The sequence below is a fragment of the Rhizobium aethiopicum genome (assembly GCF_900094625.1).
In the GTDB taxonomy this organism is placed as follows: Bacteria; Pseudomonadota; Alphaproteobacteria; order Rhizobiales; family Rhizobiaceae; genus Rhizobium; species Rhizobium aethiopicum.
Map to the genome: position 1 here is coordinate 245,255 of NZ_FMAJ01000005.1, position 26,106 is coordinate 271,360.

27 protein-coding genes are annotated in these 26,106 nt (G+C 61.9%); 17 read left to right on the forward strand and 10 right to left on the reverse strand.

Annotated features, from left to right (window positions below; genetic code table 11):
- The first annotated feature begins 58 nt into the window (after positions 1-58).
- From GA0061105_RS13320 to GA0061105_RS13340, 5 genes are all read left to right on the forward strand, one after another.
- Positions 59-1,312 carry an extracellular solute-binding protein gene (locus GA0061105_RS13320; RefSeq protein ID WP_092750595.1) on the forward strand — a complete coding sequence of 418 codons (1,254 nt, stop codon included), beginning with the start codon at positions 59-61 and terminating at the stop codon, positions 1,310-1,312.
- Between the two features lie 87 nt (positions 1,313-1,399).
- Positions 1,400-2,299 (forward strand): carbohydrate ABC transporter permease, encoded by a 900-nt coding sequence (locus GA0061105_RS13325; protein WP_092750597.1) that lies wholly within the window; start codon positions 1,400-1,402, stop codon positions 2,297-2,299.
- Between the two features lie 53 nt (positions 2,300-2,352).
- Positions 2,353-3,180, forward strand: coding sequence for a carbohydrate ABC transporter permease (locus GA0061105_RS13330; RefSeq protein ID WP_425348766.1), 828 nt, complete (start codon positions 2,353-2,355; stop codon positions 3,178-3,180).
- 30 nt (positions 3,181-3,210) lie between these two features.
- On the forward strand, positions 3,211-4,731 hold the full coding sequence (locus GA0061105_RS13335; protein WP_092750601.1) for a DUF5060 domain-containing protein: 1,521 nt from the start codon (positions 3,211-3,213) through the stop codon (positions 4,729-4,731).
- 20 nt (positions 4,732-4,751) lie between these two features.
- On the forward strand, positions 4,752-5,822 hold the full coding sequence (locus GA0061105_RS13340) for an ABC transporter ATP-binding protein (protein WP_092750603.1): 1,071 nt from the start codon (positions 4,752-4,754) through the stop codon (positions 5,820-5,822).
- Positions 5,823-5,841: 19 nt separating this feature from the next.
- Here GA0061105_RS13340 and GA0061105_RS13345 read toward each other — a convergent pair whose 3' ends face one another.
- Positions 5,842-6,537 carry an NUDIX hydrolase gene (locus tag GA0061105_RS13345; RefSeq protein ID WP_092750915.1) on the reverse strand — a complete coding sequence of 232 codons (696 nt, stop codon included), beginning with the start codon at positions 6,535-6,537 and terminating at the stop codon, positions 5,842-5,844.
- Between the two features lie 128 nt (positions 6,538-6,665).
- Between GA0061105_RS13345 and GA0061105_RS13350 the strand changes: the two genes are divergently transcribed.
- The 3 genes from GA0061105_RS13350 (at position 6,666) to GA0061105_RS13360 (ending at position 9,306) form a co-directional block, all read left to right on the forward strand.
- A complete protein-coding gene (locus GA0061105_RS13350) occupies positions 6,666-7,700 on the forward strand; it encodes an SPFH domain-containing protein (protein ID WP_092750605.1) in 1,035 nt (344 codons plus the stop codon).
- Positions 7,687-8,625 carry a diacylglycerol kinase catalytic domain-containing protein gene (locus GA0061105_RS13355; protein ID WP_092750607.1) on the forward strand — a complete coding sequence of 313 codons (939 nt, stop codon included), beginning with the start codon at positions 7,687-7,689 and terminating at the stop codon, positions 8,623-8,625. The genes GA0061105_RS13350 and GA0061105_RS13355 overlap by 14 nt, the downstream gene beginning before the upstream one ends.
- Before the next feature lie 96 nt (positions 8,626-8,721).
- The gene (locus tag GA0061105_RS13360; RefSeq protein ID WP_092750609.1) at positions 8,722-9,306 is read left to right on the forward strand and encodes a DUF4304 domain-containing protein; all 585 of its coding nucleotides are present in this window, start codon (positions 8,722-8,724) and stop codon (positions 9,304-9,306) included.
- Positions 9,307-9,355: 49 nt separating this feature from the next.
- Here GA0061105_RS13360 and GA0061105_RS13365 read toward each other — a convergent pair whose 3' ends face one another.
- On the reverse strand, positions 9,356-9,937 hold the full coding sequence (locus GA0061105_RS13365; RefSeq protein WP_064693197.1) for a DEAD/DEAH box helicase family protein: 582 nt from the start codon (positions 9,935-9,937) through the stop codon (positions 9,356-9,358).
- A 173-nt stretch (positions 9,938-10,110) separates the two neighbouring features.
- Positions 10,111-10,476 (reverse strand): hypothetical protein, encoded by a 366-nt coding sequence (locus GA0061105_RS33370; RefSeq protein ID WP_245304320.1) that lies wholly within the window; start codon positions 10,474-10,476, stop codon positions 10,111-10,113.
- Positions 10,477-10,520: 44 nt separating this feature from the next.
- On the opposite strand from GA0061105_RS33370, the gene GA0061105_RS33375 reads away from it, so the two are divergent.
- Positions 10,521-10,703, forward strand: coding sequence for a hypothetical protein (locus GA0061105_RS33375; RefSeq protein WP_245294312.1), 183 nt, complete (start codon positions 10,521-10,523; stop codon positions 10,701-10,703).
- A 204-nt stretch (positions 10,704-10,907) separates the two neighbouring features.
- Here the strand turns inward: GA0061105_RS33375 and GA0061105_RS13375 are convergent, their stop codons facing one another.
- Positions 10,908-11,348 (reverse strand): GFA family protein, encoded by a 441-nt coding sequence (locus GA0061105_RS13375; RefSeq protein ID WP_245294311.1) that lies wholly within the window; start codon positions 11,346-11,348, stop codon positions 10,908-10,910.
- An 803-nt stretch (positions 11,349-12,151) separates the two neighbouring features.
- Between GA0061105_RS13375 and GA0061105_RS13380 the strand changes: the two genes are divergently transcribed.
- The 3 genes from GA0061105_RS13380 (at position 12,152) to GA0061105_RS13390 (ending at position 16,793) form a co-directional block, all read left to right on the forward strand.
- Positions 12,152-13,894, forward strand: coding sequence for an adenylate/guanylate cyclase domain-containing protein (locus GA0061105_RS13380; protein ID WP_167358551.1), 1,743 nt, complete (start codon positions 12,152-12,154; stop codon positions 13,892-13,894).
- 398 nt (positions 13,895-14,292) lie between these two features.
- Positions 14,293-15,372: a YihY/virulence factor BrkB family protein gene (locus GA0061105_RS13385; protein WP_092750613.1), complete on the forward strand. Its 1,080-nt coding sequence runs from the start codon at positions 14,293-14,295 to the stop codon at positions 15,370-15,372.
- Between the two features lie 137 nt (positions 15,373-15,509).
- Positions 15,510-16,793 carry a cystathionine gamma-synthase family protein gene (locus GA0061105_RS13390; protein ID WP_064692760.1) on the forward strand — a complete coding sequence of 428 codons (1,284 nt, stop codon included), beginning with the start codon at positions 15,510-15,512 and terminating at the stop codon, positions 16,791-16,793.
- A 48-nt stretch (positions 16,794-16,841) separates the two neighbouring features.
- Here the strand turns inward: GA0061105_RS13390 and GA0061105_RS13395 are convergent, their stop codons facing one another.
- The 5 genes from GA0061105_RS13395 to GA0061105_RS13415 form a co-directional block, all read right to left on the reverse strand.
- Positions 16,842-17,255 (reverse strand): cupin domain-containing protein, encoded by a 414-nt coding sequence (locus tag GA0061105_RS13395; protein WP_064692759.1) that lies wholly within the window; start codon positions 17,253-17,255, stop codon positions 16,842-16,844.
- A 47-nt stretch (positions 17,256-17,302) separates the two neighbouring features.
- Positions 17,303-18,061 carry an SDR family oxidoreductase gene (locus GA0061105_RS13400; RefSeq protein WP_092750615.1) on the reverse strand — a complete coding sequence of 253 codons (759 nt, stop codon included), beginning with the start codon at positions 18,059-18,061 and terminating at the stop codon, positions 17,303-17,305.
- Between the two features lie 448 nt (positions 18,062-18,509).
- On the reverse strand, positions 18,510-19,709 hold the full coding sequence (locus GA0061105_RS13405; RefSeq protein WP_092750617.1) for a thiolase family protein: 1,200 nt from the start codon (positions 19,707-19,709) through the stop codon (positions 18,510-18,512).
- A complete protein-coding gene (locus tag GA0061105_RS13410) occupies positions 19,687-21,204 on the reverse strand; it encodes a class I adenylate-forming enzyme family protein (RefSeq protein WP_092750619.1) in 1,518 nt (505 codons plus the stop codon). The genes GA0061105_RS13405 and GA0061105_RS13410 overlap by 23 nt, the downstream gene beginning before the upstream one ends.
- Positions 21,205-21,207: 3 nt before the next feature.
- On the reverse strand, positions 21,208-21,624 hold the full coding sequence (locus GA0061105_RS13415) for an acyl-CoA thioesterase (protein WP_092750621.1): 417 nt from the start codon (positions 21,622-21,624) through the stop codon (positions 21,208-21,210).
- A 53-nt stretch (positions 21,625-21,677) separates the two neighbouring features.
- Between GA0061105_RS13415 and GA0061105_RS13420 the strand changes: the two genes are divergently transcribed.
- Entirely contained in the window at positions 21,678-22,646 is a 969-nt protein-coding gene (locus GA0061105_RS13420) for a zinc-dependent alcohol dehydrogenase family protein (RefSeq protein WP_092750917.1), read from the forward strand.
- 290 nt (positions 22,647-22,936) lie between these two features.
- Here GA0061105_RS13420 and GA0061105_RS13425 read toward each other — a convergent pair whose 3' ends face one another.
- The gene (locus GA0061105_RS13425; protein WP_092750623.1) at positions 22,937-23,308 is read right to left on the reverse strand and encodes a winged helix-turn-helix transcriptional regulator; all 372 of its coding nucleotides are present in this window, start codon (positions 23,306-23,308) and stop codon (positions 22,937-22,939) included.
- Between the two features lie 137 nt (positions 23,309-23,445).
- Between GA0061105_RS13425 and GA0061105_RS13430 the strand changes: the two genes are divergently transcribed.
- From GA0061105_RS13430 to GA0061105_RS13445, 4 genes are all read left to right on the forward strand, one after another.
- Positions 23,446-23,910, forward strand: coding sequence for a nuclear transport factor 2 family protein (locus tag GA0061105_RS13430; RefSeq protein ID WP_064692753.1), 465 nt, complete (start codon positions 23,446-23,448; stop codon positions 23,908-23,910).
- Between the two features lie 228 nt (positions 23,911-24,138).
- Entirely contained in the window at positions 24,139-24,588 is a 450-nt protein-coding gene (gene rpiB, locus GA0061105_RS13435; protein ID WP_092750625.1) for a ribose 5-phosphate isomerase B, read from the forward strand.
- Positions 24,589-24,733: 145 nt separating this feature from the next.
- Positions 24,734-25,438, forward strand: a complete 705-nt coding sequence (locus tag GA0061105_RS13440) for an SDR family oxidoreductase (protein ID WP_092750627.1) — start codon at positions 24,734-24,736, stop codon at positions 25,436-25,438.
- A gap of 11 nt (positions 25,439-25,449) precedes the next feature.
- Complete coding sequence (locus tag GA0061105_RS13445) at positions 25,450-26,019, forward strand: pyridoxamine 5'-phosphate oxidase family protein (protein WP_092750629.1); 570 nt, start codon at positions 25,450-25,452, stop codon at positions 26,017-26,019.
- The last annotated feature ends 87 nt before the right edge of the window (positions 26,020-26,106 follow it).

Below are 26,106 nucleotides of genomic sequence, written 5' to 3' on the forward strand. Positions count from 1 at the left end.
GTTGACATGCTAATCATTACCTGCGACAAGGGGCCCGGCTTTACAAGAGGAGGACGTAATGCTGACCCTTTCCGCGAAATTGAAGACTGCGAGGATCATCGCGATCGCCATGGCGTCTTTCGCCGCCAGGCCGGTTCTCGCCGAAGACATCACCCTCTGGACCCTCAACTTCGACAACAATGCCGCCAACACGGCGCTGAAGAAGGCGGCTTCGGATTTCGAAGCAGCAAATCCCGGAACGCATGTCGAAATCGTCCAGCGCGCCGTCGACGAGCACAAGACGGCGCTGCGCGTCGCTGCCGGCTCCGACAAAGGCCCCGACATTTACTTCAGCTGGGCGGGTCTCGGCCTCGGCGGCGAATATGTGAAGGCCGGCCTCTCGCTGCCGCTCGACAAATATTACGCCGAATACAAGTGGACCGACGAATTGCTGCCGTCGGCAGCGGCTTTCGCCGACCTCTATCCGGGCGGCAAGCACGGCGTTCCCTTCACCTTCAAGGGCGAAGCGGTCTATTACAACAAGAAGCTTTTCGAGCAGGCCGGCATCACCGAAGAGCCGAAGACCTATGACGAGCTTCTCGCCGCGGCCGAGAAGCTGAAGGCCGCCGGCATTCCCGCCTTCACCTTCGGCGGTACTGTCAACTGGCACGTCATGCGCCTGATGGACGTCATTCTCGAGACCAAGTGCGGCGCTGAAAAGCACGATGCGCTGAAGGCGATGACGCTCGACTGGACCAAGGAGCCCTGCGCGGCGGATTCCTTCGCCGAATTCGCCAAGTGGACGAAGGACTATACGCTGCAGCCCTTCATGGGCATCGACAACAAGCAGTCCTACAGCCTCTTTACCGCCGGCCGCGCGGCGATGATGCTCGAAGGCGACTGGCTGGTCAGCCAGATGAACGGCTCGGGCGCCAATCTCGACGATTACGGCATCTTCCCCTTCCCCACCAATACCGAGCGCCTCTACGGCTTCGCCGAGTACAATTACATCAGCACCAAGAGCAAGAATCCCGACATCGCCGCCAAGTTCCTCGACTATTTCCTGTCGACCAAGGTGCAGCAGGACCTGCTCGGCCAGCTGAGCTCGACCTCGGTCAACAAGAACGTCCAATATGCCAACCAGAAGCCGCTCGAAGCGGAGTGGCTTGGCATCTTCCAGAAATACGGCAAGGTCTACATGAACGGCGACCAGGCCTTCCCGCTCGACGTGACGACGGAATATTTCCGCGTCATCAATGACGTTGCCTCCGGCAATATCGAGCCGGCCGAGGCGGCCAAGCAGCTGCAGAGCTTCATCGCCAGCAGAAGCTGATTCCTCCCAGCGCCGGACGATCGCCATGTTGATCGGCCGGCACATTCTTTCGTGAGCTGGCTGCAAAAGCCGCGCCAGGAGGAAAGCATGTCACTTCGACAATCGACCCATGATCCGCGCATGCAAGCGCTCATCCTGCTCGTGCCGGCGCTGGCGATCTATGCGGTCTTCGCGCTCTATCCGATGCTGAACGTCGTGATCCTCAGCTTCCAGAAATGGAACGGGCTCGATCCCAACCGGCAATTCGTCGGCATTGCCAATTATTCGACGATCTTCACAAAGGATCCGGTCTTCTGGGTGGCTTTTCGCAATACGGTGATCTGGACCGTGATGAGCCTGATCTTCCCGCCGATGGTCGGACTGCTCCTGGCGCTCAGCCTCAACCAGAAAATCTTCGGCCGCAACGGCCTGCGCGCCATCTTCTACCTGCCCGTCATCATAGCGCCAATTGCCGTCGCCACCATGTGGAAGTGGATGTACGACCCCTTCTTCGGCCTGTTCAGCCAGCTGCTGACCTCCTGGGGAATGCAGGGTTGGATCAAGGACTGGCTCGGCAATAGGGATATCGCTCTCTATTCCGTCTTCGTCGCCTATCTCTGGCAGACGGTCGGCTTCTCGATGGTGCTGTTCCTGGCGGGCCTGCAGAATGTCTCGCAGACGCTGGTCGAGGCCGCGCGCATAGACGGCGCCGGCCGCTGGGCCGTGTTCAAGCGTGTGACGCTGCCGGCGTTGCGCCCGACGATCACCATCGTACTCGTCCTTTCCACCATCTCGTCGCTGAAAGCCTTTGATATCGTCTACGGCCTGACCGGCGGCGGCCCGGCCCAGTCCACCCAGATGCTGGCGCTCTGGGCCTTCACGCAGGCCATGCAGATCTTCGATTTCGGCCGGGGTGCGGCGATCTCCGTCGTACTGCTGCTGATCACCATGGCCGTCGTCATTCCCTATTTGAGATGGACCCAGAAGCACGAGGAGGTCGAATCGTGACAGCAGTATCGAGCGACCACGCCGCCGTGAACCTGGAAGTCCGGCCGTCGTCGATGAAGCGGGACCCCGTCCTGATTGGTCTCTGGATCGCGCTCGTCCTCGTGGCGCTCGTCTGGGTCGCGCCCTTCGTCTTCATCGTCTTCACCTCGCTGAAGTCGCCGGCTGCAGTGACGAGCACGGGCGCCTTCATGCCGCCGGCCGAGCTCGCCTTAGAAAATTACAGCGCTGCCTGGAGCCGCGGTAATTTCGCCAACTCCTTCCTGAACAGCGTGATCATCACCGTCATCAAGGTGCCGCTCGGCCTCTTCCTGTCGGCCATGGCCGCCTATGCGCTTGCCAAGATCAGGCTGAAGATCACCAAGGCGCTGCTGCTCGTCGTCGTCTTCGGCACGATGATCCCTTTCCAGGTGATGCTGGCGCCGCTCTTCACGCTGGTCAATTCCTTTGGGCTGATCGACACTTATCCCGGCGTCATCCTTCCCTACATCGCCTTCGGCGTCCCTTATCAGGTCTTCATCCTGCATGGCTTCTTCAAGAGCATTCCTAAGGAGCTCTCGGAAGCGGCGCTCATCGACGGCGCAAGCCACTTCACGATCTTCCGCAGGATCTTCATGCCGGTCTGCCTGCCGGTGCTTGCAGCATTGCTCATTCTCGATTTCGTCTCCACCTGGAACGAATTCGCCATGGCGCTGGTGCTGCTGCAGGACCAGCACATGTGGACGCTGCCGCTCGGCCTGATGTCCTTCCAGGGGCAGTTTTCCAGCAATTACGGCCAGCTCAATGCCGCGATCGTCATGACCGTGCTTCCGGCGACGATCGTCTATCTCATGTTCCAGCGCTACTTCGTCTCCGGCCTCACCTCCGGCGCCGTCAAGGGCTGATCGCGAAACCATTTTACGAGGAGAGACAGAATGTCCGAGGCAACAGTCGAAAAATGGGGTGTGTTCGAGGCTTCCTTCGAGGGGCCTGCCGGCGGCAATCCCTATCTCGACGGGGCATTCGATGCCGTCTTCACGCATAAGAGCCGCGAAGTCCGCGTGCCGGGTTTCTATGACGGCAACGGCACCTACCGCATCCGCTTCATGCCCGATAGCGAAGGCGAGTGGTCGTTCAAGACGCGCTCCAGGACTTCGGCACTCGACGGCAGGACCGGCGCACTCACTGCAATCTCGCCTTCATCAGGCAATCACGGCCCGGTGCGGGTGCGCAACAAATTCCACTTCGCCTATGCCGACGGCACTCCGTTCCTCTCCTTCGGAACGACCTGCTATGCCTGGACGCACCAGCCGCTCGAGATGCAGAAGCAGACGCTGGAGACGCTCGAGAAGGCGCGCTTCAACAAGATGCGCATGGGCGTGTTTCCCAAGGATTACCCCTACAACGTCAACGAGCCGCTGCATGCCTGCTTCGAGCGCGCAGCCGACGGGAAAGAGGATTTCGACCGCCCGAACCCGGCTGCTTTCCAGCACTTCGAAAGGCAGGTCGCCGCACTCTGCGACCTCGGCATCGAGGCCGATATCATCATCTTCCATCCCTATGACCGCTGGGGTTATGCCGACATGTCGGCGGAACAGGATTTCCGCTATGTCGAATATCTGGCCGCCCGCCTTGCCGCCTACCGGAATGTCTGGTGGTCGCTCGCCAACGAATATGACTTCCTGATCGACACCAAGCCGATGGCGCAATGGGACCGCTACTTCCACGTCCTGGAGGAAAACGATCCCTACCAGCACCTGCGCTCCATCCATAATGGCGACGTGACGGCGAATTTCGATCACCGCAAACCGTGGGTCACCCATACCTGCATTCAGAACCCCGACGTCAAGCGCACCCAGGAATGGCGCAATGCCTATGGCAAGCCCGTCATCAACGACGAGCCGGAATATGAGGGCGACATCCTGCAGTCCTGGGGCAACCTTCATGCGCAGGAGCTCGTGCATCGTTTCTGGATCACCATGGCGCGCGGCGGCTATGCCGGCCACGGCGAGACCTATTCCCATCCCGAGGATCTGATCTGGTGGGCCAAGGGCGGCGAACTGCGCGGCGAGGCATGGAAGCGCATCGGCTTCCTGCGCGACCTGCTGGAGGCCGACGTCAAGCACGGGCTGGAACCGCTCGGCGTCATCGGCGAATGGCCGTGGTCGCGCGTGTCGGGCGCGCGTGACGGCGATGGCGATTTCCGCCTGATCTATTTCGGCGAGCATCAGCCGGTCGTCTGGTCCACTGGCCTGCCGGTCGATGGCGACGATTACGACGTCGATATCATCGACACCTGGGAGATGACGATCACGCCGGCCGAGAAGGTCGCGGCACCCGTTCCGCATCCGACCCGCCACGGTTCGGTCGTGCGCGGCGGCAAGCCGGACGCCGCCTTCGGCGTAAAAATCCCGCGCAAGCCGTATCAGGCGCTGCGCGTGCGCAGGAAGCGCTAAAACAGTTGGAAGGATCGCAAATGTCTGGTTTGAGCATCAGAAACGTCAAAAAGTCCTTCGGCGCTGTCGATATCATCCACGGCGTCGACGTCGAGATCGCCGATGGCGAATTCACCATCCTCGTCGGTCCCTCGGGCTGCGGCAAATCCACATTGCTGCGCATGATCGCCGGGCTCGAGGACATTTCAGGCGGTGAGATCAGGATCGACGGGCGGGTGGTGAACAATCTGCAGCCCAAGGATCGCGACATCGCGATGGTCTTCCAGAACTACGCCCTCTATCCGCAGATGACGGTCTCCCAGAACATGGGTTTCGCGCTGGAACTCGCCGGCGCCAAGCGGCCGGAGATCGATAAAAAAGTGGGCGAGGCCGCAGCCATCCTCGGCCTGCAGCCGCTGCTCGACCGCAAGCCGGCTCAACTTTCCGGCGGCCAGCGCCAGCGCGTCGCCATGGGCCGCGCCATCGTGCGCGATCCGAAGGTCTTCCTTTTCGACGAGCCGCTTTCCAACCTCGATGCCAAGCTGCGCGTCAAGATGCGCGCCGAGATCAAGGCGCTGCATCAGCGGCTGAAGACGACGATCGTCTACGTCACTCACGATCAGATCGAAGCCATGACCATGGCTGACAAGATCGTCGTGCTGCATGGTGGCCGCGTCGAGCAGATCGGCAGCCCGCTCGAACTCTACGACAAGCCGCGCAACATCTTCGTCGCCGGTTTCCTCGGCTCGCCCGCCATGAATTTTCTCGAAGGAAGCATCGCCGATGCCGGCAGCCCGGCGCTGGCGCTGAACGGAGGGCCGCGCGTGAAGCTTTCGCGGGCTCCGGCCAGTTCGGCAAACCGGCCGGTGACACTCGGCATCCGTCCCGAGGATATCGCCTTCGGCGGCGAGACCGGCATCGATGCCGTGGTCAAGGTGGTCGAGCCGACGGGATCGGAAACCCATGTCGCCGTCGAAGTCGACGGCAGGGAACTGACCTGGGTCGTGCGCGAGCGTGTCGAGCTCGCGCCGGAACAGCGGGTGAAGCTTTCCTTCGAAACATCGAAGGTGCATTTCTTCGACCAGCAGACGCAGCAGCGTCTGAGCGCCTAATCCCGCGCCCGGCAGCCTGTCAAATTCTTCGGTCGAAGAGCACCAGGGACTGAGCATCCTTCAGGCGAAACATCTGGGCGGGCCGATTGCTCGCCCGTCGCATTTCGCCTTCGACCGGCTCCAGGAAATCGGCTTCCGCAACGCGCTTTCGAAAGGCCGATTTGTCGAGCTTGCGACCGAGAAGGCTCTCATAGACCGATTGCAGCTCGCTCAATGTGAAACGGACAGGCAGAAGGTGACCCGGCAGGCTCGAATATTCGACCTTGCTCCGGATACGGCCGAGCGCCTCCTTGAGGAGCGCCGCATGGTCGAAGGCAAGGGACAAGCCGGCGCCCTCGCCCTCGATCGGCCGCCATGCGGCATCCTCAGCCATCGCATCCTGCCCTTCGGTGACATCATCGGCCGACAGCAGCGCGATATAGACGATGCTGATGCTCCAGCCTCTCGGGTCTCGATCGGCGCTCCCCGTCGTTTGCAGCTGTTCGAGATAGGGCGTTTCAACGCCCGTCTTTTCCTTCAGCACGCGCCGCGCCGCGCCTTCCAGATCCGCATCCTCGTCGATATGGATCCAGCCGCCGGGCAAGGCCCACTCGCCGGAAAAGGGCGCGTTTGCGCGGCGCACGAGAAGCACGGACAGGCCAGCCGGCGCCAGCGAGAAGATGGCGAGGTCGACCGTCGCGATCGGTTTCAAGGCGTCATTGTCGTATGTTGTCATGATGGGAAGATAGCATGCATCGGCCTTATTGTAAATCTTCAACTAAGTTAGTTGACATTTATCACTAAGTGATGTTCTCTCCTGTTCGACACGAGCGAGGGGCTCGCGCTAGGGATAGGAAAACGGACATGTTCGGACTGCGCTTTATCAAGACGGAACCCACGCAATACGTCATCCAGTATCAGAACGGCAAGGCCGTCCGCGAGGGCGCAGGTCTTGCCTTCTGGCATTTCTCGCCTTCGAGCTCTCTCGTGCTCGTGCCGACTGCCAGCGTCAACGATCCCTTCATCTTTCCTCTGGTGACATCGGACTTCCAGGAAGTGACGGTGCAGGGGCAGATCACCTACCGCATCGCCGACCCGCGCCGCACGGCCGCACTCCTGAATTTCACCCTCGACCGTAGGGGCCACTATGTCTCGGAAGATCCGCAGAAGCTTTCGACCCGGGTGATCGACCGCGTCCAGGTCGCGATGCGCGCCGAGGTTCAGACGCTGTCGCTGAAGGAGGTTCTGGCCTCGGGCGAGGCGCTCGTCGCCGGGGTGGCGGACGCACTCAAGGTGCATCCGACGATCGAGGCGCTCGGCCTCGAAATCCTCGGCCTGTCGCTGCTCGCCGTCATGCCGAAGGCCGAGACATCAAAGGCGCTGGAAGCGCATGCCCGCGAAGCGCTGCTGCGGCAGGCCGATGAAGCGATCTATAGCAGGCGCAACGCCGCGATCGAACAGGAGCGGACGATCAAGGAAAACGAGATCGCCACCGAGATCACCCTGGAGAACAAGAGGCGGCAGGTGCGCGAAGCCCAGATGGAAGCCGAACGCGCCGTGCAGGAACGGCAGCTGCAGATCCGCCGCGAAGAAATGGCCGGCAAGATCGCGCTCGAAGAGCAGAACCGCGACTTGGTGACACTGGCGGCGACCAATGCGCGGGCCGAGGCCGACGCCCAGGCCTATGCAATGACGGCGATGATGAAATCCTTCGAGCAGGCCGATCCGAAAGTGCTGCAGGCGCTTGCCTCGGTCGGCATGCAGCCGGGCCAGCTCATGGCGCTTGCCTTCCGCGACCTCGCCGATAATGCGACGAAGATCGGCCAGTTGAACGTCTCGCCCGATCTTCTCAGGGAGATCTTGCAGCCGCAGGAGGGCAAGGACCGTGCCGGCCTCTGACGAACGTAAGATCATCCTGGTCATCAGGCCGACCCGGCTCGACGAACTCATCGCCCGCTTCAACACGGTGCAGCAGGCGCAGTTCTATGTCGAACATCTCGGCGCTGACTTCAGCGACTATCTCGCCGAGAAGAAGCGCTACGAAGCGGCGATCGCCGAGGTCGAAGCGAGCCTGCGCGCCGTCGCCCGTGTCCAGCGTCTCGAGCGCCGCTACCTCGCGAGCTTCGTCTTCGGTCCCGATGATGTCATCGTCGTGCTCGGCCAGGACGGGCTGGTGGCCAACACACTCAAATATCTCAACGGGCAGCCGGTCCTCGGCGTCAACCCCGACCCCAAGCGCTGGGACGGCCCGCTGCTGCCATTCAACCCGAAGAGCCTTCCGAAAGTGATCAGCGAGGCGCTGAAAAACAAGCGGCCGATCAAGCACGTCAGCATGGCCAGGGCGACGCTCAATACAGGCGCCGTCATCCACGCGGTCAACGACCTCTTCATCGGCCCGAAAAGCCACGTCTCGGCCCGCTATATCCTGCATGCCGCGGAGCGCGAGGAACGCCAATCCTCCAGCGGCATCATCGTTTCCACGGGCATGGGCTCGACCGGTTGGCTGAAGAGCCTCTATTCCGGCTGGCTCGGAGCCGCGAGCGCGCTCGGGATCGAACCCGCCGACCGGAAGATCGACATGTCCTTCGCCTGGGACGCGGATTATCTCCGTTACTTCGTGCGCGAACCCTTTCCCAGCCGCACCACCGGCGCCAGCATCGTCGCCGGCATCGTCTCTGAGGACCAGCCGCTCACCATCGTCTCCGAAATGCCGGAACACGGCGTCATCTTCAGCGACGGTATCGAAGCGGATTTTCTGGAGTTCAACGCCGGGACGCGGGCGGAAGTGACGCTGGCCGATCGGCAGGGGATGTTGGTGGTGTGAGGGACGGGCTAGAGATCAGGGGTCGGATGCCGGCGCAGCGCTGACGAATGAATACATCGCGCCGGGGCTTTGTCTCCGCTCAGACAAGGAGGTTCCATGAGCGATATCGCGCACAGCATCGATGAGGTTATCAAGCTCGGATTTGCGGACCTGCTGCGAGCGCACGGTTTCAGGAAGTCCGGGCGGACGTGGCATAAAGCCGATGGAGAAAACTGGCTCATCGCGAATGTCCAAGCAAGTAGTTCGAATTTCGGCGATAGGGGGCGGTTCACGATAAATCTCGGAGCCTACATGACGTCCGTTGCTGTTCTCTCTGGACAGCACGCAATCGATGGCAAACCCAAAGAATACGATTCTACCGTTCGAGAACGGCTGGGAAATCTTGCGTATGGTCAAGACCATTGGTGGATCATTGAGCCAGGAGCAAACCTAAGTGCAATATCCGCTGATCTAGTGGAGAAAATGCAGTCGGTCGGCCTGCCGTGGCTCGACGCCCACCGTGACCTGTCGAATGTTGCTGCGGCTCTCCGGGATAGTCCGTCTTTGCAATCGTTTAGCGCGGCTTGGCTGGCGGGTGACAAGGCGGAAGCGACTAGGAGGTTAGAGGCGGCGATCGCATCCAGACCCGCCGCTAAAGAGCGCTTTACTGCTTGGGCGGTCAAGAATGGGATTGCGCTCTGAACGATCTGGGTGCGAGCTACCTGGCCTATGCAGGGATTGTGTCCGAGGCTCAGTCCTGACTCATCGTCTGCGCTATGCCCAAGATATGATCGTGAATGGCAGCCGCGCTTGCTTCTGCCGTTTTTGAGGTGACATCCAAATTCAGCGTAAGCGGGTGTGGGGGAGCGAGGACCTGGGCTCGTCTGCTTTTCTCCCTCGATGCCTGCGCATCAATCGATTTCAACCGCTCCCGACGCATCGGTGTGGTAACGCGACGCGCCAACTCGCCCTCGTCGCAGAGCAATCTCACAGGCACCAGCAGCGCCTCGCGTTGTTGCGCCGCGCCGGCAATCTGCTGAAAGGTGCGAAGACTGCGTTCATCACCTTCGACGCCGGCCTGGGTGAAGATGAAGTTCGACGAGGGAGGGCCATAGGCGACGATTGCATCGAGGACGGCTTGCCGGACCCTTCCGGTATATTCCCATATTCCATTCGGGAGGGGCGTCGTTCCGTCGTCGTCGAGCAGACGCAGTATGGGGTTGTTGAACCAATGATTGTCAATGACCTTCGCAGCCAGCAGCCGGCTCAACTCTCTCGCGATCGTCAGCTTTCCGACACCAGGAAAGCCCATGAGGAGAACGAATAGCTTCATGGTAGTTTCAAGCTCCGCTGGCGTCTCGAACCCCGCAGCCTCGCGCTCACGGTTTCTGACAGGATCGTTTCCCCGGTGCGGGAAATAATATCCGGCCGCGCGATTTCGGAAAGCCCATTCGGTGTCGTCTAAGACCAACTTCGCACGGTGGCCCAGCGTCTAATCGATTTGCGTCAAAAGAAACAAGCCTTTGATTTTGTTTGAGCAACGTACATTGCGGAAGCGATAGAGCGCGTTACTTCCGCTACTTGCTGGGAACGTCGATTATGGCTGGCGACGAGATTGGTGGATAAGTGAGGAATGCGCTTGAAGCGTGTACGTGTTTCGCGCCAAGCGAAGGGCCTGCCGCAGTTGAGGCGACGGTTAGGATGGCGATCTCTTGCATCGGTAATTCCGAGGCTCATTTGCAAGAACAACCGCCACGAGATGAAGCATCGACCGTTTTTCGCAAAGTAAGTGGACGCTTCTTCCGTTCTGTCCTTCTCGAGCGGCTCGACCGCGTACTCGATCCTCCGGATGAGACGAACGCCGGTCGTCATCACCGGCTCCGACAGCCCGCCCTCTCTGCGAGCCCTGCGGCAGAATGGGCGATCATGGCGATTTCGGTTATATGCACGAAGACGCACGGCGGCGTGCTGTCGTGCCCCTGTTGGTCAGCGATGCACATGTGCTCGATCACCACGATCAGCAGGCGTGTGAGTGGCTCGGCATCGACCGGATTGCTTCAAGTCTTTCCTGGCGCTCCGTGTTGGCTGCCGGGCAGTAGTCGCCCTCATGGCGCACGGCCGATGCCGCCAGAGCGGCGGGTGCCGATGGCCTCATCGAGCGGTCGAGATTGATCTCCGTTGGCTGGCATCTCAACCTATTTCGCTGGAGTGCGCTTGGCGGTCCACCCGTCGAGGTGAGCGGTGACCCGGTTAAGATTAGGTTATCGGAAGGTGGTCCGACGTGGGGCCTGTAATCAACGCCACTAGCCGTTGCTCTGCTCCTTGTCCGCAGCCGCTGCCGAAACCAGCCCGCGTTGCGCATGCTTCATCCCATCGGGAAGCTGAAACCAATCATGCCTGGACCCCTCGTAGAAGGAAATCAGGGGCGGCGGGAATGACAGGTCGGCGAATGCGCCGACAGCGACGATGCAGAGGCCGGGATTGAAATCTCCTTCCGAGTATAGGGACGTGCCGCAGTTCGGGCAGAAGTGGAAACGCACTTTGCGCCCTTGCGCGGCGTCCCGCTCGAAAATCCTGCGATCTCCCTCGATCGTCATTTCGCGAAGATCGCACCGCTTGCGGCCATAGCGCCGGTTCTGCGCAGACAAGCGCGGCAGTGGCAGATGCTCGCCATGAGCGGACCGCCCGATGTCCTTGCGGGGAGTGATCCGCAATGGCATTGCGCAAGCCTGTTCATCCGTCACCTCGGTTGTTCCTGCTGATCTTATTCGCTGCCTCTTAGGGCGTTGCATCCGGCGTGGAAGGTGCAGGATATCGCGCCGGCACTCAAGAGGCCTCTGAACGGCATGGATGCATCTTACGCTAGGTGGGTGAAAGGAGCAGCGTCGCAGCGCGTTCTTCGAGACTCGGCCTGCGGCTGCGCACCTACTACACGGAGCCTCGAAGGGCGAGGCGGATACGCGGCGTCAAAGTGAAAGAAGCCCGGCGCGGGAGAGGGCGCCGGGCTTCGATAGTGACCGACAGCATGGGAGGAGGAGTGCTGTCTATCGGGCCAAAGCAGCTAGCAGGGCAGCGCTTCGGCTCGTTACGAGGTAGTGCCGCAATGCGGCGGATTCAAGCCAGGGGCTGTGTCGATATCGTACAGATGTTGCTGCGGGGAAGCGCGGTGGTGCGGACGTGCCTTGCCGCAGCTCCAAGGTGGGGTCGGGCGTTGTCCGCGGACAACCGGAGTGGCGTCGCTTATGGTCAACCCGCCAGCGAGGGTCCGCCAAGCTTCTTTCTGGTGACGCCAGTTGACGTGGCGCCCTGTAGCGGTGGTTTGGCGTAGCGCTCGACAGTGTCGTGGGGCGGCTCCGTTTCTGTCGAGCGCCGGTGTTCTGCGGCATCCTTTGTCGGCATGATCGGCAGGTGTTCCGTGGATCCGTTGTCCGCGGACAACGGGGTGGAGCCAATGCTTCATCCCGCCCGCCGCCCGATGCCGGGGAAGCGCCCTAGGTGGCATTCCGCTTATATGTTAATGTTCGGCATCTCGTCGTGTGAGGGGCTGATGGACAGGAAGCTTGCGGCTATCCTAGCGGCCGACGTGGTTGGATACTCGGCGCTGATGGAGCGTGACGAGACGGGGACGTTCGAGCGTCTCACCGCCATGCGCAAGGCGCTGATCGAGCCGGAAATCGCCAAGCGGCGCGGCTTTATCTTCAAGCTCATGGGCGATGGTTTGCTTGCCGAATTCGGCAGTGCCGTGGATGCTGTCGAATGCGCGGTGTCGCTACAGCGCGCGCTAAAGGAACGCAATGCGGAGGTGCCGCAGAGAGAGCGGCTGGAACTGAGGATTGGGCTCAATCTCGGTGAAGTCATCGTCGATGGCGAGGATCGCTATGGCGAGGGCGTCAACGTGTCAGCGCGTTTGCAGCAGCTCGCCGATCCCGGCGGCATCTGTATCTCCGGCAAAGTCGTGCGCGAGGTAGAAAAGACGCTTGCCTTCGGTTTTGAATCGATGGGCGAGCAGCAGGTCAAGAACATTGCCGAGCCGATCGCGGTCCATCGCCTCGTGCAGGAAGGTACTTCTCCGGAGACGCGATTGGCGAGGCCGCCTGCACTGCCGAACAAACCGTCGATAGCTGTGCTGGCTTTCCAAAATTTGAGCGGGGACACCGAACAGGAGTATTTTGCCGATGGACTGGTCGAGGATGTCATCACCAACCTTTCGAAGATTCCGAGCCTGTTCGTCATCGCGCGAAACTCCACCTTCGCCTATAAATGCAAGGCCATGGACGTCAGGCAGATCGCCAGGGAACTAGGCGTTCGCTATGTGCTGGAAGGCAGTATCCGACGGTCGGCGAACCGGCTGCGCATCGCTGCGCAATTGATAGAAGGGCGGGACGCAACCCATATCTGGGCCGACAGGTTTGAGGGCGCGGCGGAGGACATTTTCGATCTGCAGGATCAACTGACCGAACGCATCGTTGGAACGCTTGAGCCGACGATCCGGCGCGCGGAGATCGAGCGCGCGCGCCGCAAACGGCCAGGCAGCCTGGATGCCTATGATTTTTTCCTCCGCGCCTTGCCATACAGCTATGCCAATACGCCTGCGGCTACCGGTGAAGCCCTGCGCTTGCTGAACGAGGCCCTGCGTCTCGATCCCGATTATGCCTGCGCACATGGCTATGCCGCCTGGGGATACGAGCAGCGTTTCCTGCGTGGCGGCTTCCATCCCGAGGATAGAGCCGCTGCGCTCAGGCACGCGCACGCGGCACTCGCAACCGGCGGGGAGGATCCTCAGGCGCTCTGCCTGGGAGCTTTCGTCCACGCCACGATGACCCATGGTTATGAGCGCTCGATCAATGCGCTTGACAGGGCGCTGATGCTGGACGGCAATTCGTCGCTCGCTTACGGGCTAAGCGCGATGGTGCACATGTTCAACGAAACCTATGACCAGTCGCGCGACCACGCATTCAAGGCCCTTCGGCTGAGCCCGCTCGATCCCATGAACTACCATTCCTATCTCGCATTGGCCTGGGTCAGCCTGTTTACCTCGCGGTTTGAGGACGCGGTAAAGTATTCAGCGCTCGGTATCCAGGTGAACCCCGGGTTCAGCATTCTCCATGCCAGCCTTGTGGCGAGCCACGCCAATCTCGGTCGGCTGGAGGCCGCTCGAGCCGCTGCCGGGCGACTTCTGGAGGTCGCGCCGGGATGGACGATCGGCGAGTTTGTACGAATGGATGTGGTGCGGCCTCAACTGATGGATGGGCTGGCGTCGGCATTGCGCAAGGCCGGACTTCCGGAATAGGATCGGCTTTCATCATCGCGCTCGCTCCGCTGTCGCCGGTGTCGGCTCGCGTTCGCCTATGGTTTCGACAGCCAATCGGTTCCAAAATCGCGATTTCAAAGCGATTTCGAGGCGCTAATTGCCGCTCTCGCGCCGCAGGGATGCCATGCGGCGCCAATACCTGAAATCGCATCGGCGCCGATGTAACGAAACCAAACGCCGCGTTCGCTTCCGTAAGTGGGCCGATAACCAATGAAATCAGCTATGTATAGTTTGACAAGCCGGGTCGAATTCCAGCACTCGCAGTGCTCGGAGCAGCAGCAGCTCCTCCCTCACCAGAAATCTCCGCAAGAAAGCAACAACTTGCATCCTTTAGCGGCACCCGGCGTTATCCACGAAGCAAATCGGAGGATAGGGTAATGGCTGATGGGCTCCACCTCAAGAGACATCCCCTCGCCGCGGCGATGATGGCCGCCGCGGTTGGAGCATTCGTGTTTATGCAGGCAAGACACCGTGGTTCGCTGGCTCCGCCTGCTGCAGTTGCCCAGGCCGGTGACGATCATGGGCGCAGCGCAGCCACGCCGGAAGCCATTCCGATGAGGGGCCTTCGCGATGTGTTCTGGCGCGTGTTCCATGAAGTATGGGATGACCGGGTTACGCTGATTGCCGCGGGCGTGACTTTCTATCTGCTCCTGGCACTATTTCCGGCGCTTGCGGCCCTTGTCTCGCTTTATGGCCTTGTTGCCGATCCCGTCACCATCTCCGAACATCTGCGCGAGCTGGCCGTCCTCCTGCCGCCCGGGGCCTTCGATCTTCTTGCCGACCAGATCAAGGCTCTCGTCGAAAACCGCGAGAGCACGCTTGGCATTACCTTTTTCGTCGGTCTCGCCATCGCGCTCTGGAGCACCCATAGCGGCACGCTGGCGATTTTCGATGCGATGAACGTCGCCTATGAGGAGAGGGAGAAGCGGAGCTTCGTGCGGCTCAATCTGATCGGCCTCTGCTTCACCCTATGCGCGATGGTCTTTGCGGTCCTCATGGTGGCGCTCGTCGGCGTGATGCCGGTCGTGCTCTCCTTTCTCTGGCTCGATCAGTTCAAGGAGCAGATGGCGCTTCTCCTGAGATGGCCTGTGCTTCTCTTCGTCGTCGCGGTGGCCGTGACCTTGGTCTATCGTTTCGGCCCGAGCCGCGAGCCCGCCAGGATCCGGTGGATGACATGGGGCGCGGGGCTGACTGCGGTCGCCTGGGCCGTCATGTCGCTCGGCTTCTCCTTCTATCTCGAGCATTTCGCCAATTACAACGCGACCTACGGCACGCTCGGCGCGCTGATCGGCTTCCTCATCTGGATCTGGCTTTCCGTCGTCATCCTCATCGTCGGTGCGGAGCTCAATGCCGAGCTGGAGCATCAGACCGCGCGGGACACGACGACGGGACACCCGCTGCCGATGGGCGCGCGCGGCGCCTATGTCGCCGACACTTTGGGCGAGACCGCGCACTGAGCGTCCGGGCATGGTGCCGAAAGCTGTGAGCGGTTTTCGGACGGCATCATGCTCCACTCTTCAATCGAGCAGTCTCGGTGACTGCTCCCCGATTTGATGTATCCTACCCTTCGGCAGGTTCGACAGAGGAGACGATCATGACCGCCCCGCATCCTTCCAAAACCCATATCGGCAATCATGCGCTGCATCCCGAAACGCAGATGCTGAATTACGGCTACGATCCCGAACTTTCGGAAGGGGCGGTCAAGCCGCCGGTGTTCCTGACCTCAACCTTCGTCTTCAATTCCGCCGAGGATGGCAGGGATTTCTTCGACTACGTCTCGGGCCGTCGTGAGCCGCCGGCGGGTAAGGGCGCCGGCCTCGTCTATTCGCGCTTCAATCATCCGAATAGCGAGATTGTCGAGGACAGGCTTGCCGTCTATGAGCGGACGGAAAGCGGCGCGCTGTTTTCCTCAGGCATGGCGGCGATCGCCACCACCCTGTTTGCCTTCGTCCGGCCGGGGGATGCGATCCTGCACTCGCAGCCGCTCTATGGCGGCACGGAAACCTTGCTGGCGAAGACATTCCTCAATTTCGGTGTCGCCGCGGTCGGCTTTGCCGATGGCGTCAGCGAGGCATCGGTGCAGAAGGCGGCGGATGAGGCGGTCGGCAAGGGCCGCGTTTCGGTCATCCTCATCGAGACACCCGCCAACCCGACCAACAGCCTGGTCGACGTCGCGATGATCCGGCGTGTGGCCGATGCGATCGGCGCAAGGCAGGGGCATGTGCCGATCGTCGTCTGCGACAATACGCTTCTCGGGCCGGTCTTCCAGCGGCCGATCGAGCATGGCGCCGATATCTCGCTCTACTCGCTGACCAAATATGTCGGCGGCCATTCCGATCTGATCGCCGGCGCCGTCCTCGGGCGTAAGGCTGTCATCAAGCAGGTCAAGGCGCTGCGCGGGGCGATCGGCACGCAGCTCGATCCGCATTCATGCTGGATGCTCGGCCGGTCGCTGGAAACGCTGCAGCTGCGCATGGAGCGGGCCAACAGCAATGCGCGCGCCGTCGCCGATTTCCTGCGCGATCACCCGAAGGTAGAGACGGTCCACTATCTCCCCTACCACGATCCGGACTCGCCGTCGGGCCGCACCTTCGCCGCGCAATGCACCGGCGCCGGTTCGACCTTTTCTTTCGATATCCGCGGCGGCCAGCCGGCCTCCTTCAAATTCCTGAACGCGCTGCAGGTCTTCAAGCTCGCCGTCAGCCTTGGCGGCACGGAGTCGCTCGCAAGCCATCCCGCCGCCATGACGCATTCCGGCGTGCCAGCCGATGTCAGGGAGCGCATCGGCGTGCTGGAATCAACAATCCGCCTGTCGATCGGCATCGAGCATCCGGATGATCTCATCGCCGATCTGGAACTGGCGCTGCAGGCGGTTTGACGCGGCAGCGCAACCGATGCCCGGCGGCGCCGGGCATCGGGCGTGAGGTCATTTGTCGTCGATCGTCAGTTCCGTCTCGGTCGTATCCAGCACGAAGACTGCCAGCAGGCGCGCCGGTTCGGTCGTGCTGGCGTTTGCGCTGACGCTGTGGTGATCGCCGGGGAATTCGGCGAAGCTTTCTCCGGCTTTGTAGGTCTTCACCGGGCCGTCGTTGACAGCGCTGCGGATCGAACCTTCGAGAACGGTGGCATAGATGAAGGCCGAATCCGGATGGGTATGGCCGGGTGACATGCCGCCGGGCTGATATTCCACCAGCACGCCCTTCATGCTCTTGCCGGGAACATTGGGAAGCTTCTGGTCGAAAACGACGGTTACCTTGGCTTTTTCGCCTCCGGCGTGAACCTGAGTGCCGGCGGCAAGGACGAAGGCGAAGGCCGCCGCCGAGATCAATTTCCTGAGCATATCTGGTCTCCTCGGATGATAAGAATGGTTCGACAGGTGCCTCGCTATCAGGCGCTCTTCTTCTGGGGCGGCTGCTGGCTCAGCCAGTCGTCGAAGCGGATCTTGCCAAGCCGCGCTTTGGCGCCGGCCACGAGCGAAGTGTCGTCGAGCTCGACGCCGAAGTAGCGGGCGTGCGGATCGGCGGTCACCTGGCGGGGATCGTGCGTCGCCTTGAAGAGGCGCGTGACGATATCGGTCAGGCGGATCTTCTCCGGGCCGCCGATCTCGATCGTGCCGTTCACAGGGGCTGCGAGCGCCACCTCCGCCATGACATCGGCGACGTCGTCCGAGGCGATTGGCTGCAGATAGGCCGGCGACAGACGCACGGTCTGGCCAACCGTATTCGACTGGGCGATACCGGCCATGAACTCATGAAACTGGGTGGAGTGGACGATGGTGTAGGGAATGCCGGAGCCCTTGATCAGCTGCTCCTGGGCCATCTTGGCGCGCATGTAGCCGCTGCCCTGCAGCCGCTCCATGCCGACGATCGACAGCGCGATGTGGTGCTTCACGCCGGCCCCCGCCTTGAGCAGGTTGCGGCCCGAGGTCTGGAAGAATTCGAGAACGGCCTTGTCTTCAAAGGAGGGCGAGTTGGCGAGGTCGATCACGACCTCAGCGCCGGCGAGCGCTTCTGCGACACCTTTGCCGGTGATCGTATCGACGCCCGAATTCGGCGAGGCCGCCAGAACGTCATGCCCTTTCTTGCGCAATCTCTCCACGGTCTTCGAGCCGATGAGCCCGGTGCCGCCGATGACGACGATCTTCATGGTAATCTCCCTTGTCCTTTACGAGGAATATCCTCTGTTGACTTGCCTGAATGAAGGCGAGCAGCAATTGCTCGGAGTGCCGAAACCGCGTGCCTCACGACGGTAAGCGGCTTCATCGGCCGGAACCGATCGACAGCAGAATGCGCCGGATCGCGGGCCCGAACCATTCTCTCTCGGTCGCTGTCGACCTATGCCAAGGCAGTAGGGCGGCTAGTCGTGTGATCGAAGGGTCTTGCGATATTGGAGGGGATTTTGCGCTGGTGTCGCCCCTCATCCGGCTGCCGCCACCTTCTCCCCGCAGGCGGGGCGAAGGGACATGCCGCGACCTCTCGGTTCCCACCGGCCCTTCGCATGGCACGTTCCTTCCCCGTTCAAACGGGGAGAGGGTTAGGGGAGAGGGCCAGCCAATGGCGCGAACCAGAACAACGTGCCTCAGGCGGAGAGTCTTTCAAGAAAGCCTGACCGCTTCGAACAGCGCCGTCAGTCCTATACCGCCGCCGATGCCGATCATGGCCAGGCCCGTCGCGCAGGGCGACCAGCCGTCCCCACGCACCAGTTGGCTATATAGCCGGCTAACGAGAATCGCGCCGGAGGCTCCAAACGGATGACCGAGGGCCAGTGCGCCGCCCTCCTTGTTGACCGCGTCGGCTGATATGTCCAGCTGATCGAGCGAAGCCAGGACCTGTGCGGCGAAAGCCTCGTTGAATTCGATGGCCTCGATCTTCGAAAGCGAGAGGCCTGGCTGGCGCTGCAGGAGCTTGCCGGTCGAGGCGACCGGGCCGATGCCGAGCAAGTTGGGGTCGACGCCGGCGGCAGCGCTGTCGATGAAGGCGAGGCCTTTTTCGATGCCAAGGCTTCTGGCCAAACCGCGGCTCATGACGAGCATCAAGCAGGCGCCGTCATTCACAGGGCAGGCATTACCTGCTGTCACCGAACCGTCGGCCAGGAAGACGGGCTTCAGGTTGGCGAGCGCCTCGAGCGAGGTGGTCGGGCGCGGGCATTCATCCCGCTCCACTAGCCCGTGGCCGTTGGTGATGTCGACGATCTCGGGCCGGAAGCGGCCGGCTTCGGCGGCTGCAACGGCGAGCCTGTGACTGCGCAGGGCAAATTCATCCTGCCGCTGGCGGGAGATGCCGAATTGGCGCGCGACGTTTTCGGCCGCAATGCCCATCTCGGGATCGCCGATCGCCTCAGGAGAAAACCGCGCGCGTCCATAAAAGCGCGGCACGGCGCCATTGGATATCGGCCTTTCCACACGCCATGGCGCGGTGCTGACGCTCTCGACGCCGCCGGCGAGGAAACAGACTCCCGCCTTCGCCTGGATAAATCGGGCGGCCATGATGATTGCTTCCAGGCCCGAGCCGCACTGCCGGTCGACGGCGACACCGGGAACCGCCATGGGCAGGCCCGCATGGAGCGCCGCCAGCCGGCCGATATTGCCGCCGCCGCCCGCGGCATTGCCGACCAGCACATCGTCGATGGTGTCAGGCGCAATTCCCGTTTCCGCGAGGATCCGGCGGATGATCGGGGTAAGCAGGTCTTCAGCCGCAACCGTCGAAAGCGAGCCGAAGGCCCGGCCGATCGGCGTGCGGTAGGCGGCGACCACGACCGGCTGCCAATCCTCGTCAGGCTGATAGGCGTAGGACAATACCATCTCCTGAAATCACCGATGCCTCTACCTGCCCGCGCGCAATCTTGCCGCTGCTCGTCAGCGGCCAGGGGCCGATGTGGTAGAACTGCCTGGGGATCTTGAACCTTGGAAGCCTGCCCGCGCAATGCTCTGCCAGCATTTTCGCGTCCATCGCCTCGCCCGAGACGACGGCGACGATCCTTTGGCCGTAATAGGCATCCGGCAGTCCGAAGACGACGGCGTCCTCGACGCCGGGGCAGGTTTTGAGGGTGCTCTCGACTTCGGCGGGATAGACGTTGTTGCCGCCCGATATCATCATGCCGCCCGCCCGGCCGATTACCCGCAGCATGCCGTTTTCATCGATCTCGCCGAGATCGCCGACCGTCGCACCCGCCGGGGTGGCCCTAAACGCCTGGCCATCGTCGCCCCAGAGATAGCCGTCGGCGATCAGGTCGCTGTTGACGAAGATGGTGCCGGGCACATCGGTGCCGACATCGTTTTCCTCGGGGTCGCGGATGGAAATCTCGACGCCGGGATAGGCTTGCCCGACCCGGTCGATCGGAAAATCGGTCGCACTGCCCACGAGCGTCGAGACCGTCATGAAACCCATCTCGGAGGCGCCGTAATATTCCCGGATGCGCGCCTTTGGGAAAAGGCGGCGCATGGATTCGACCTCGTTGAAGTTCAGCTTGGCGCCGGCGGTCAGCACGTCGCGCAAGGACGCCATCGGCTCGCCCGCCCATGCCCGGGCGATGCCCGCTATATGGGTCGGCACGGCAACCAGCCGTTCGATCCCGGAAGAGAGAATGCGCGCGACCGCGCCGGCATCCCATTTCCCAACTGAATGGAAGGTTGCCCCGGCATCGAGCGCCTCGACGAGTGCGTAAAGCGCAAGCCCATGCGCCAGCGCTCCCGGGCACAGGGTCGAGGGCGCGTCCTGGAGTTCGAAAACGAGACGTCCCCGGTCGAGGCTCCGGCGCCATTGCTCGCGCGAGCGATAATAGGCCTTCGGCTCGGCTGTTGTGCCCGAGGTGAAGCCGATCAGGAAGATGCCCTCGGCATCGACCGGCAAGTCGTCCGGTTCTGCCGCGAGGTCGAAGGACTCGGCGCCGGCAACGATGACGGGGATGCCAAGCCTGCGGCCGATTTCGGCACTCGGGCTCGAAACATCGTCAACGACGAGCACGTCAGGTGTCAGGCGCTCGACGATGCGCTCGATCCTCGTTTCCGGCATCATCGGGTCGATCACCGCTGAGGCATTCGGGAGCGCGGTGGCGGCGACGAAATATTCGGCAAAGCCGATGTGGTTGCCGAGGCTCAAGGCGACCAGCTTCTCGACGCCCGGCAGATCGAGCGAGCGGCGGTTCGAGCCCGGAAGCTCCTGGAGAAAGCGACAGATCGCGCTCGAGCGGGAATAAAGTTCGCCGTAGCTCAGGCAGTGGCCGTCGAGCACGACCGCCGGCCTTTCCGGTCTCTCCAAGGCATGTCTGAGAAGCTCCGCGTGGATCGGCATGGCTCAGCCCTGCGACAAGGCGGCTCTGGTCGCCTCGGGCATCGGCGTCGGGCGGCTGTCGGAAAGGCCGACGCAGATCCAGACGAGGCCGGCCGAGGCGCAATGGGCGCCGTCGCGCTGGCGATAGAGCTCGATCGTAAAGGAGAGGCTCGACCGCCCGATCTTCTCGACCTTGACCGTCGCCTCGATGATATCGTCGACATCGATCGGGTTGTGAAAGGTGATCTCCGCCTTCTTCACGTGATAGGCAACGCCTGAAGTGGTGTGGCGGAAGTGGCTGAGGATCTCCCGATGGCGCAGGAACTCGACGACCGCATCCTCGCAATAATCGAGATAAACCGAGTTGTGGACATGACCATAAATGTCGATGTCTCGCATCGAGACCCGGAACGATGCTAAAGGCCTGTCGTCAACGCTCATTCGATCACCGAAATTTCGACGGCGTGTTCTAACCGACTGTGTGGGGGATGCAAATGCAATATCAGGCGGTCGTGCGAAAATTCGGGCCGGCCGAGGAGGTCGTCGAGATTGAACGGGCCGAACTGGCACCGCTACGGCGCGACCAGGTTCGTGTCCGCCTGCTGGCGCGCTCGATCAATCCCTCCGACATCATCACCATTTCAGGCGCCTATGCCGGCCGTACGACGCTGCCCTTCATCCCCGGCTTCGAAGCTTTCGGAGTGGTCGAAGCGTGCGGCGAAGAGGTGCACGGACTTGTGCCGGGGACGCGCGTGCTGCCGGTGCGCAGCGCCGGCGGCTGGCAGGAATTCAAGGACACCGATCCGAGCTGGTGCCTTCGCGTGCCCGACGCGCTTTCCGACTTCGAAGCAGCGACCAGCTACGTCAACCCGATGACGGCCTGGCTGATGCTGCACAAGAAGATGGGGCTGAGACCCGGCATGCGCATTGCCATCAACGCCGCCGCCTCTTCGATCGGGTCCATCCTGATCGGCATGGCGAATGCCGCCGGCGTCGAACCGGTCGCAATCGTCCGCAGCGAAGAATCCCTCGCACGTCTCGGCGGTCGGCTCGAGGCCGTCATCGTAGACAAAGCGGACGGCGACCTCGCCACCGGCCTCGCCGGCCGGCACGGGCTCGACGCGGTGCTCGACTGCGTCGGTGGCGCACGCGCCTTGACCCTTGCCGACGCGCTGAGGCCAGGCGGGCATTTCCTGCATTACGGCCTGCTGTCGGGAGAGAGCATTCCGCCTTCATTCTGGGCCTCCCATCCCAACATTGCCTTTTCCTACTGCCACCTACGGGAATGGGTTCATTCCGAAACGATGGGCGAGGTCCAGCGCGCGTATGCCCAGGTCGCCGCGCAGATCGCTTCGAAGGTCATCGCGACCGAGGTGCGAGAGGTGTTTCCGCTGGAAAAAATCGGCGAGGCGCTACGCGCCGCCCTGCCCTTCCGGACGGGGGGCAAGGTGTTGCTGGCGTGAGGGGCAAGAGCGACATTCTCCAACACTCCTCATCCTGCGGCGCGCAAGCCGCGGGCCGAGTCTCGAAGGACGCCCTCCTTGCATTCATCAAGTGTCGGCGCACCCACCTCGTCCTTCGAGGGCCCTGGCGGGGCTCCTCAGTATGAGGCTCTTGAGGGCGAGATTTTTTCTTTGTCGCGGCCTGCCGTTTGGCACCTCCCGGGCTTGGCAGATCAGAGGGGTGCTGCACGGCATGCCTATCCACCTGCTTGAGGCGCGCTGGCAAGCCCCAATGGATAGGCATCTCGCAGCTAGCCGCTTTCATGCCGCTGCCGCGCACTCATGATTTCCGAATGGTTCCGCTCCGCCCAGCCGATCAGCGCTTTCATCGGGATCAGAAATGAGCGCCCCATCTCCGTCAGCTCATACTCCACCCGTGGCGGAACCTCGGGATAGACGGTGCGGCTGATGAAGCCGTCTTGCTCCAGATGGCGCAATGTCTTGGAGAGCATCTGTTTGGAGATGTCGCCGATCTCGCGCAGCAGCTCGTTGAAGCGCTTCTTCTCGTCTTCCAGAGCTTCGAGGGTGAGGAGGCTCCATTGATCGCCGATGCGATCGAGCACGCCTCTGATCGGGCAGCCGGCTCCCGGCTGTAGTTTCGGCTCGTCCGTTTCTTCAGGCATGCCCTCTCCTTGGTCATCGCAGACTGAACTTGCCACCAAAACCTGCCTTCTTGCCGGGGATGGCGAGGTTTCATAGACCAGCTCGTACAGTCTGTTTTCTAGACTAGATCGCTGATCCATACCAAGGAGCTTGATGCATGAGATTTCAATCGCTTTTCGCACTCGCCATTCTGGCAGGCATTGTCGCGCCGTCGGGCGCCTTTGCTGAACCGGCCACCCGCGACTTGAAGGTAGAGGAAGCTAACCGGAAGCTGGTGGTGGAATTCTACGACAAGTTCTTCAACAAGCACGATATTGCGGCGGCCTCGGTCATCGCGGAGGATTACCGGCAGCACAATCCGCAGGTTCCCGACGGCAAAAAGCCGCTTATTTCCTTCTTCACGGGCTTCTTCAAGGACAATGCCCAGTCGAAGGCGGAGATCGTCCGAAGCGCCGCCGATGGCGATCTCGTCTGGCTGCATGTGCACGCGACGAACGGCGCCGACGACCGCGGCCAAGCAATCGTCGATATTTTCCGCGTCAAGGACGGCAAGATCGTCGAGCATTGGGATGTCATCCAGGCCGTTCCGCAAGAGGCGGCCAACAAGAACACGATGTTCTGAATTCGACCGGGGCCGGCTTGCAACCGCGCGAATATGCGGTCTTGCACTGGAGATTTGTGGGAGCGCCGGCCCACCGCCATGGGTCGGAACGTGCCGCATCCTGCGGCCGTGCATAGTTGGCGCACTCGTCTGGTTATGTTATCGGGCACCTGAAAAATTGAAAAACAAGTGCACCCAAGCCAAGTCGGCCAAGCCGCCAAGTTGCTTCGGGAAACGGGACGACTTTCCATGATAGCCAGCAACCGCATCGTCCTCTCCAGCGACCACGCCGCCATTCAGCTCCGGCAGGCCATTGCCACTCATATTGCGGAGCGAGGCTGGGTGGCGGTCGATATCGGACCGACTGCGCCGGAGAGCACGCACTATCCCAAGCACGGCGAAGCGGCGGCGCGGCTCGTCGCCTCCGGGGATTGCCGGTTCGGCATCATTCTGTGCGGCACCGGCCAGGGCATCATGATGGCGGCGAACAAGGTCAAGGGCATCCGTTGCGGCGTCTGCGCCGACACCTTCTCAGCCCGCATGATCCGCGAGCACAATGATGCGAACATGCTGTCGATTGGCGTGCGCGTCGTGGGCGAAGGGCTGGCGTTCGATATCGTGGATGCGTTCCTGACCGCTCGTTTCGAAGGCGGTCGGCATGCAACGCGGGTTGAGATGATCGAGGCGCTGGAGGGGTAGCGGCGTTGTTTTCGTGCGGTACGCCTTAGGCAGCGGCAGCCGCGTCTTCCCATAAATTTTCTACAGTCTGGCAGCTTTCTTCTCGGGCGAAAGTGCAGCCGGCATCTGCCATAATGCTGCGCAAAATCAGCTATCGGAGGTTTCAATGTCTGAAGGAAAAGTAGCTCTCATCACCGCAGGCGGGTCCGGCATGGGGGCAGCGGCTGCCCGGAAGCTGGCTGCGGACGGCTACCGCATCGCCGTTCTTTCCTCCTCCGGCAAGGGAGAGGCGCTGGCAAAGGAGCTCGGCGGTGTTGGCGTCACCGGCTCGAACCAGTCGAACGACGACGTCAAGCGCCTCGTCGATCTTGCGATGGAGACATGGGGTCGGATCGATGCGCTGGTCAACTCCGCCGGCCACGGCCCGCGCGCGCCGATCCTCGAAATTTCGGACGAGGACTGGCACAAGGGCATGGAGGTCTATTTCCTGAGCGCGGTGCGGCCGATCCGCCTCGTGACGCCAATCATGGAAGCGCAGGGCGGCGGCGCGATCGTCAATATCTCGACGGCATGGGCCTTCGAACCGTCGCCGATGTTCCCAACCTCGGCGGTCTTCAGAGCAGGACTGGCGAGCTTCACCAAGATCTTCGCCGACACCTATGCGGCCAAGAACATCCGCCTGAACAACGTCCTGCCCGGCTGGATCGACAGCCTGCCCGCCACCGAAGAGCGGCGCGACACCGTTCCGATGCGCCGCTACGGCACGAGCGACGAAATCGCAGCCACCATCGCTTTTCTCTTGTCGGAGGGGGCCGGCTACATCACCGGCCAAAACATCCGCGTCGACGGCGGCATTGCCCGTTCGGTCTGAGACAGACTGCGGTGAAGCTGTCAGATATCGACGCCCCGGCTTGGACGGAACTCGAAAGGGCTGCGGTGAATCCGCAGTCGGGTTTCCGCTATGTGAACCTCTGCTCGGTCGACCCGCAGGGCAGGCCGCAAGCACGCACGGTCGTGTTGCGTACGGCCGACAGAGCGACGCGGAGCCTCGAATTTCACACCGATACACGAAGCCCGAAATGGAGAGAACTCTTGGCGAATCCTCAGGTCACAGTACTCTGCTTTAGCCCGATCGGCCGGCTCCAGCTTCGGCTTCGGGGAACGATCGAGCGTCATGGCCCCGAGAGCGAACGTGCCGATACCGCCTGGAACAGGCTGCCCAGCCGGACCCGGGTCACCTATGCGGGCGGTCCGCCCGGAGACGAGTGCGCTTTCGAAATTGTTGAGACGGAACCTCTCGACGAAACGAAAGGAAAGGCGCGCTTCGGCGTTCTGAGTTTTCGCGCCCGGACGCTGGACTGGTTTGAGTTGAGGCAGCAGGACAATCGAAGAGCCTTGTTCGGCTATGACGAGACCGGCTCTCTCTCCTCTTGCCGCTGGATCAATCCTTGAGGACAAGAGGTGACGCTAAGTCCATGACCTGGTGCGTCTGTTCTGAGAGTTCGCTCGCTTGTACGAAGACCCGAGAAGGGACGCCCA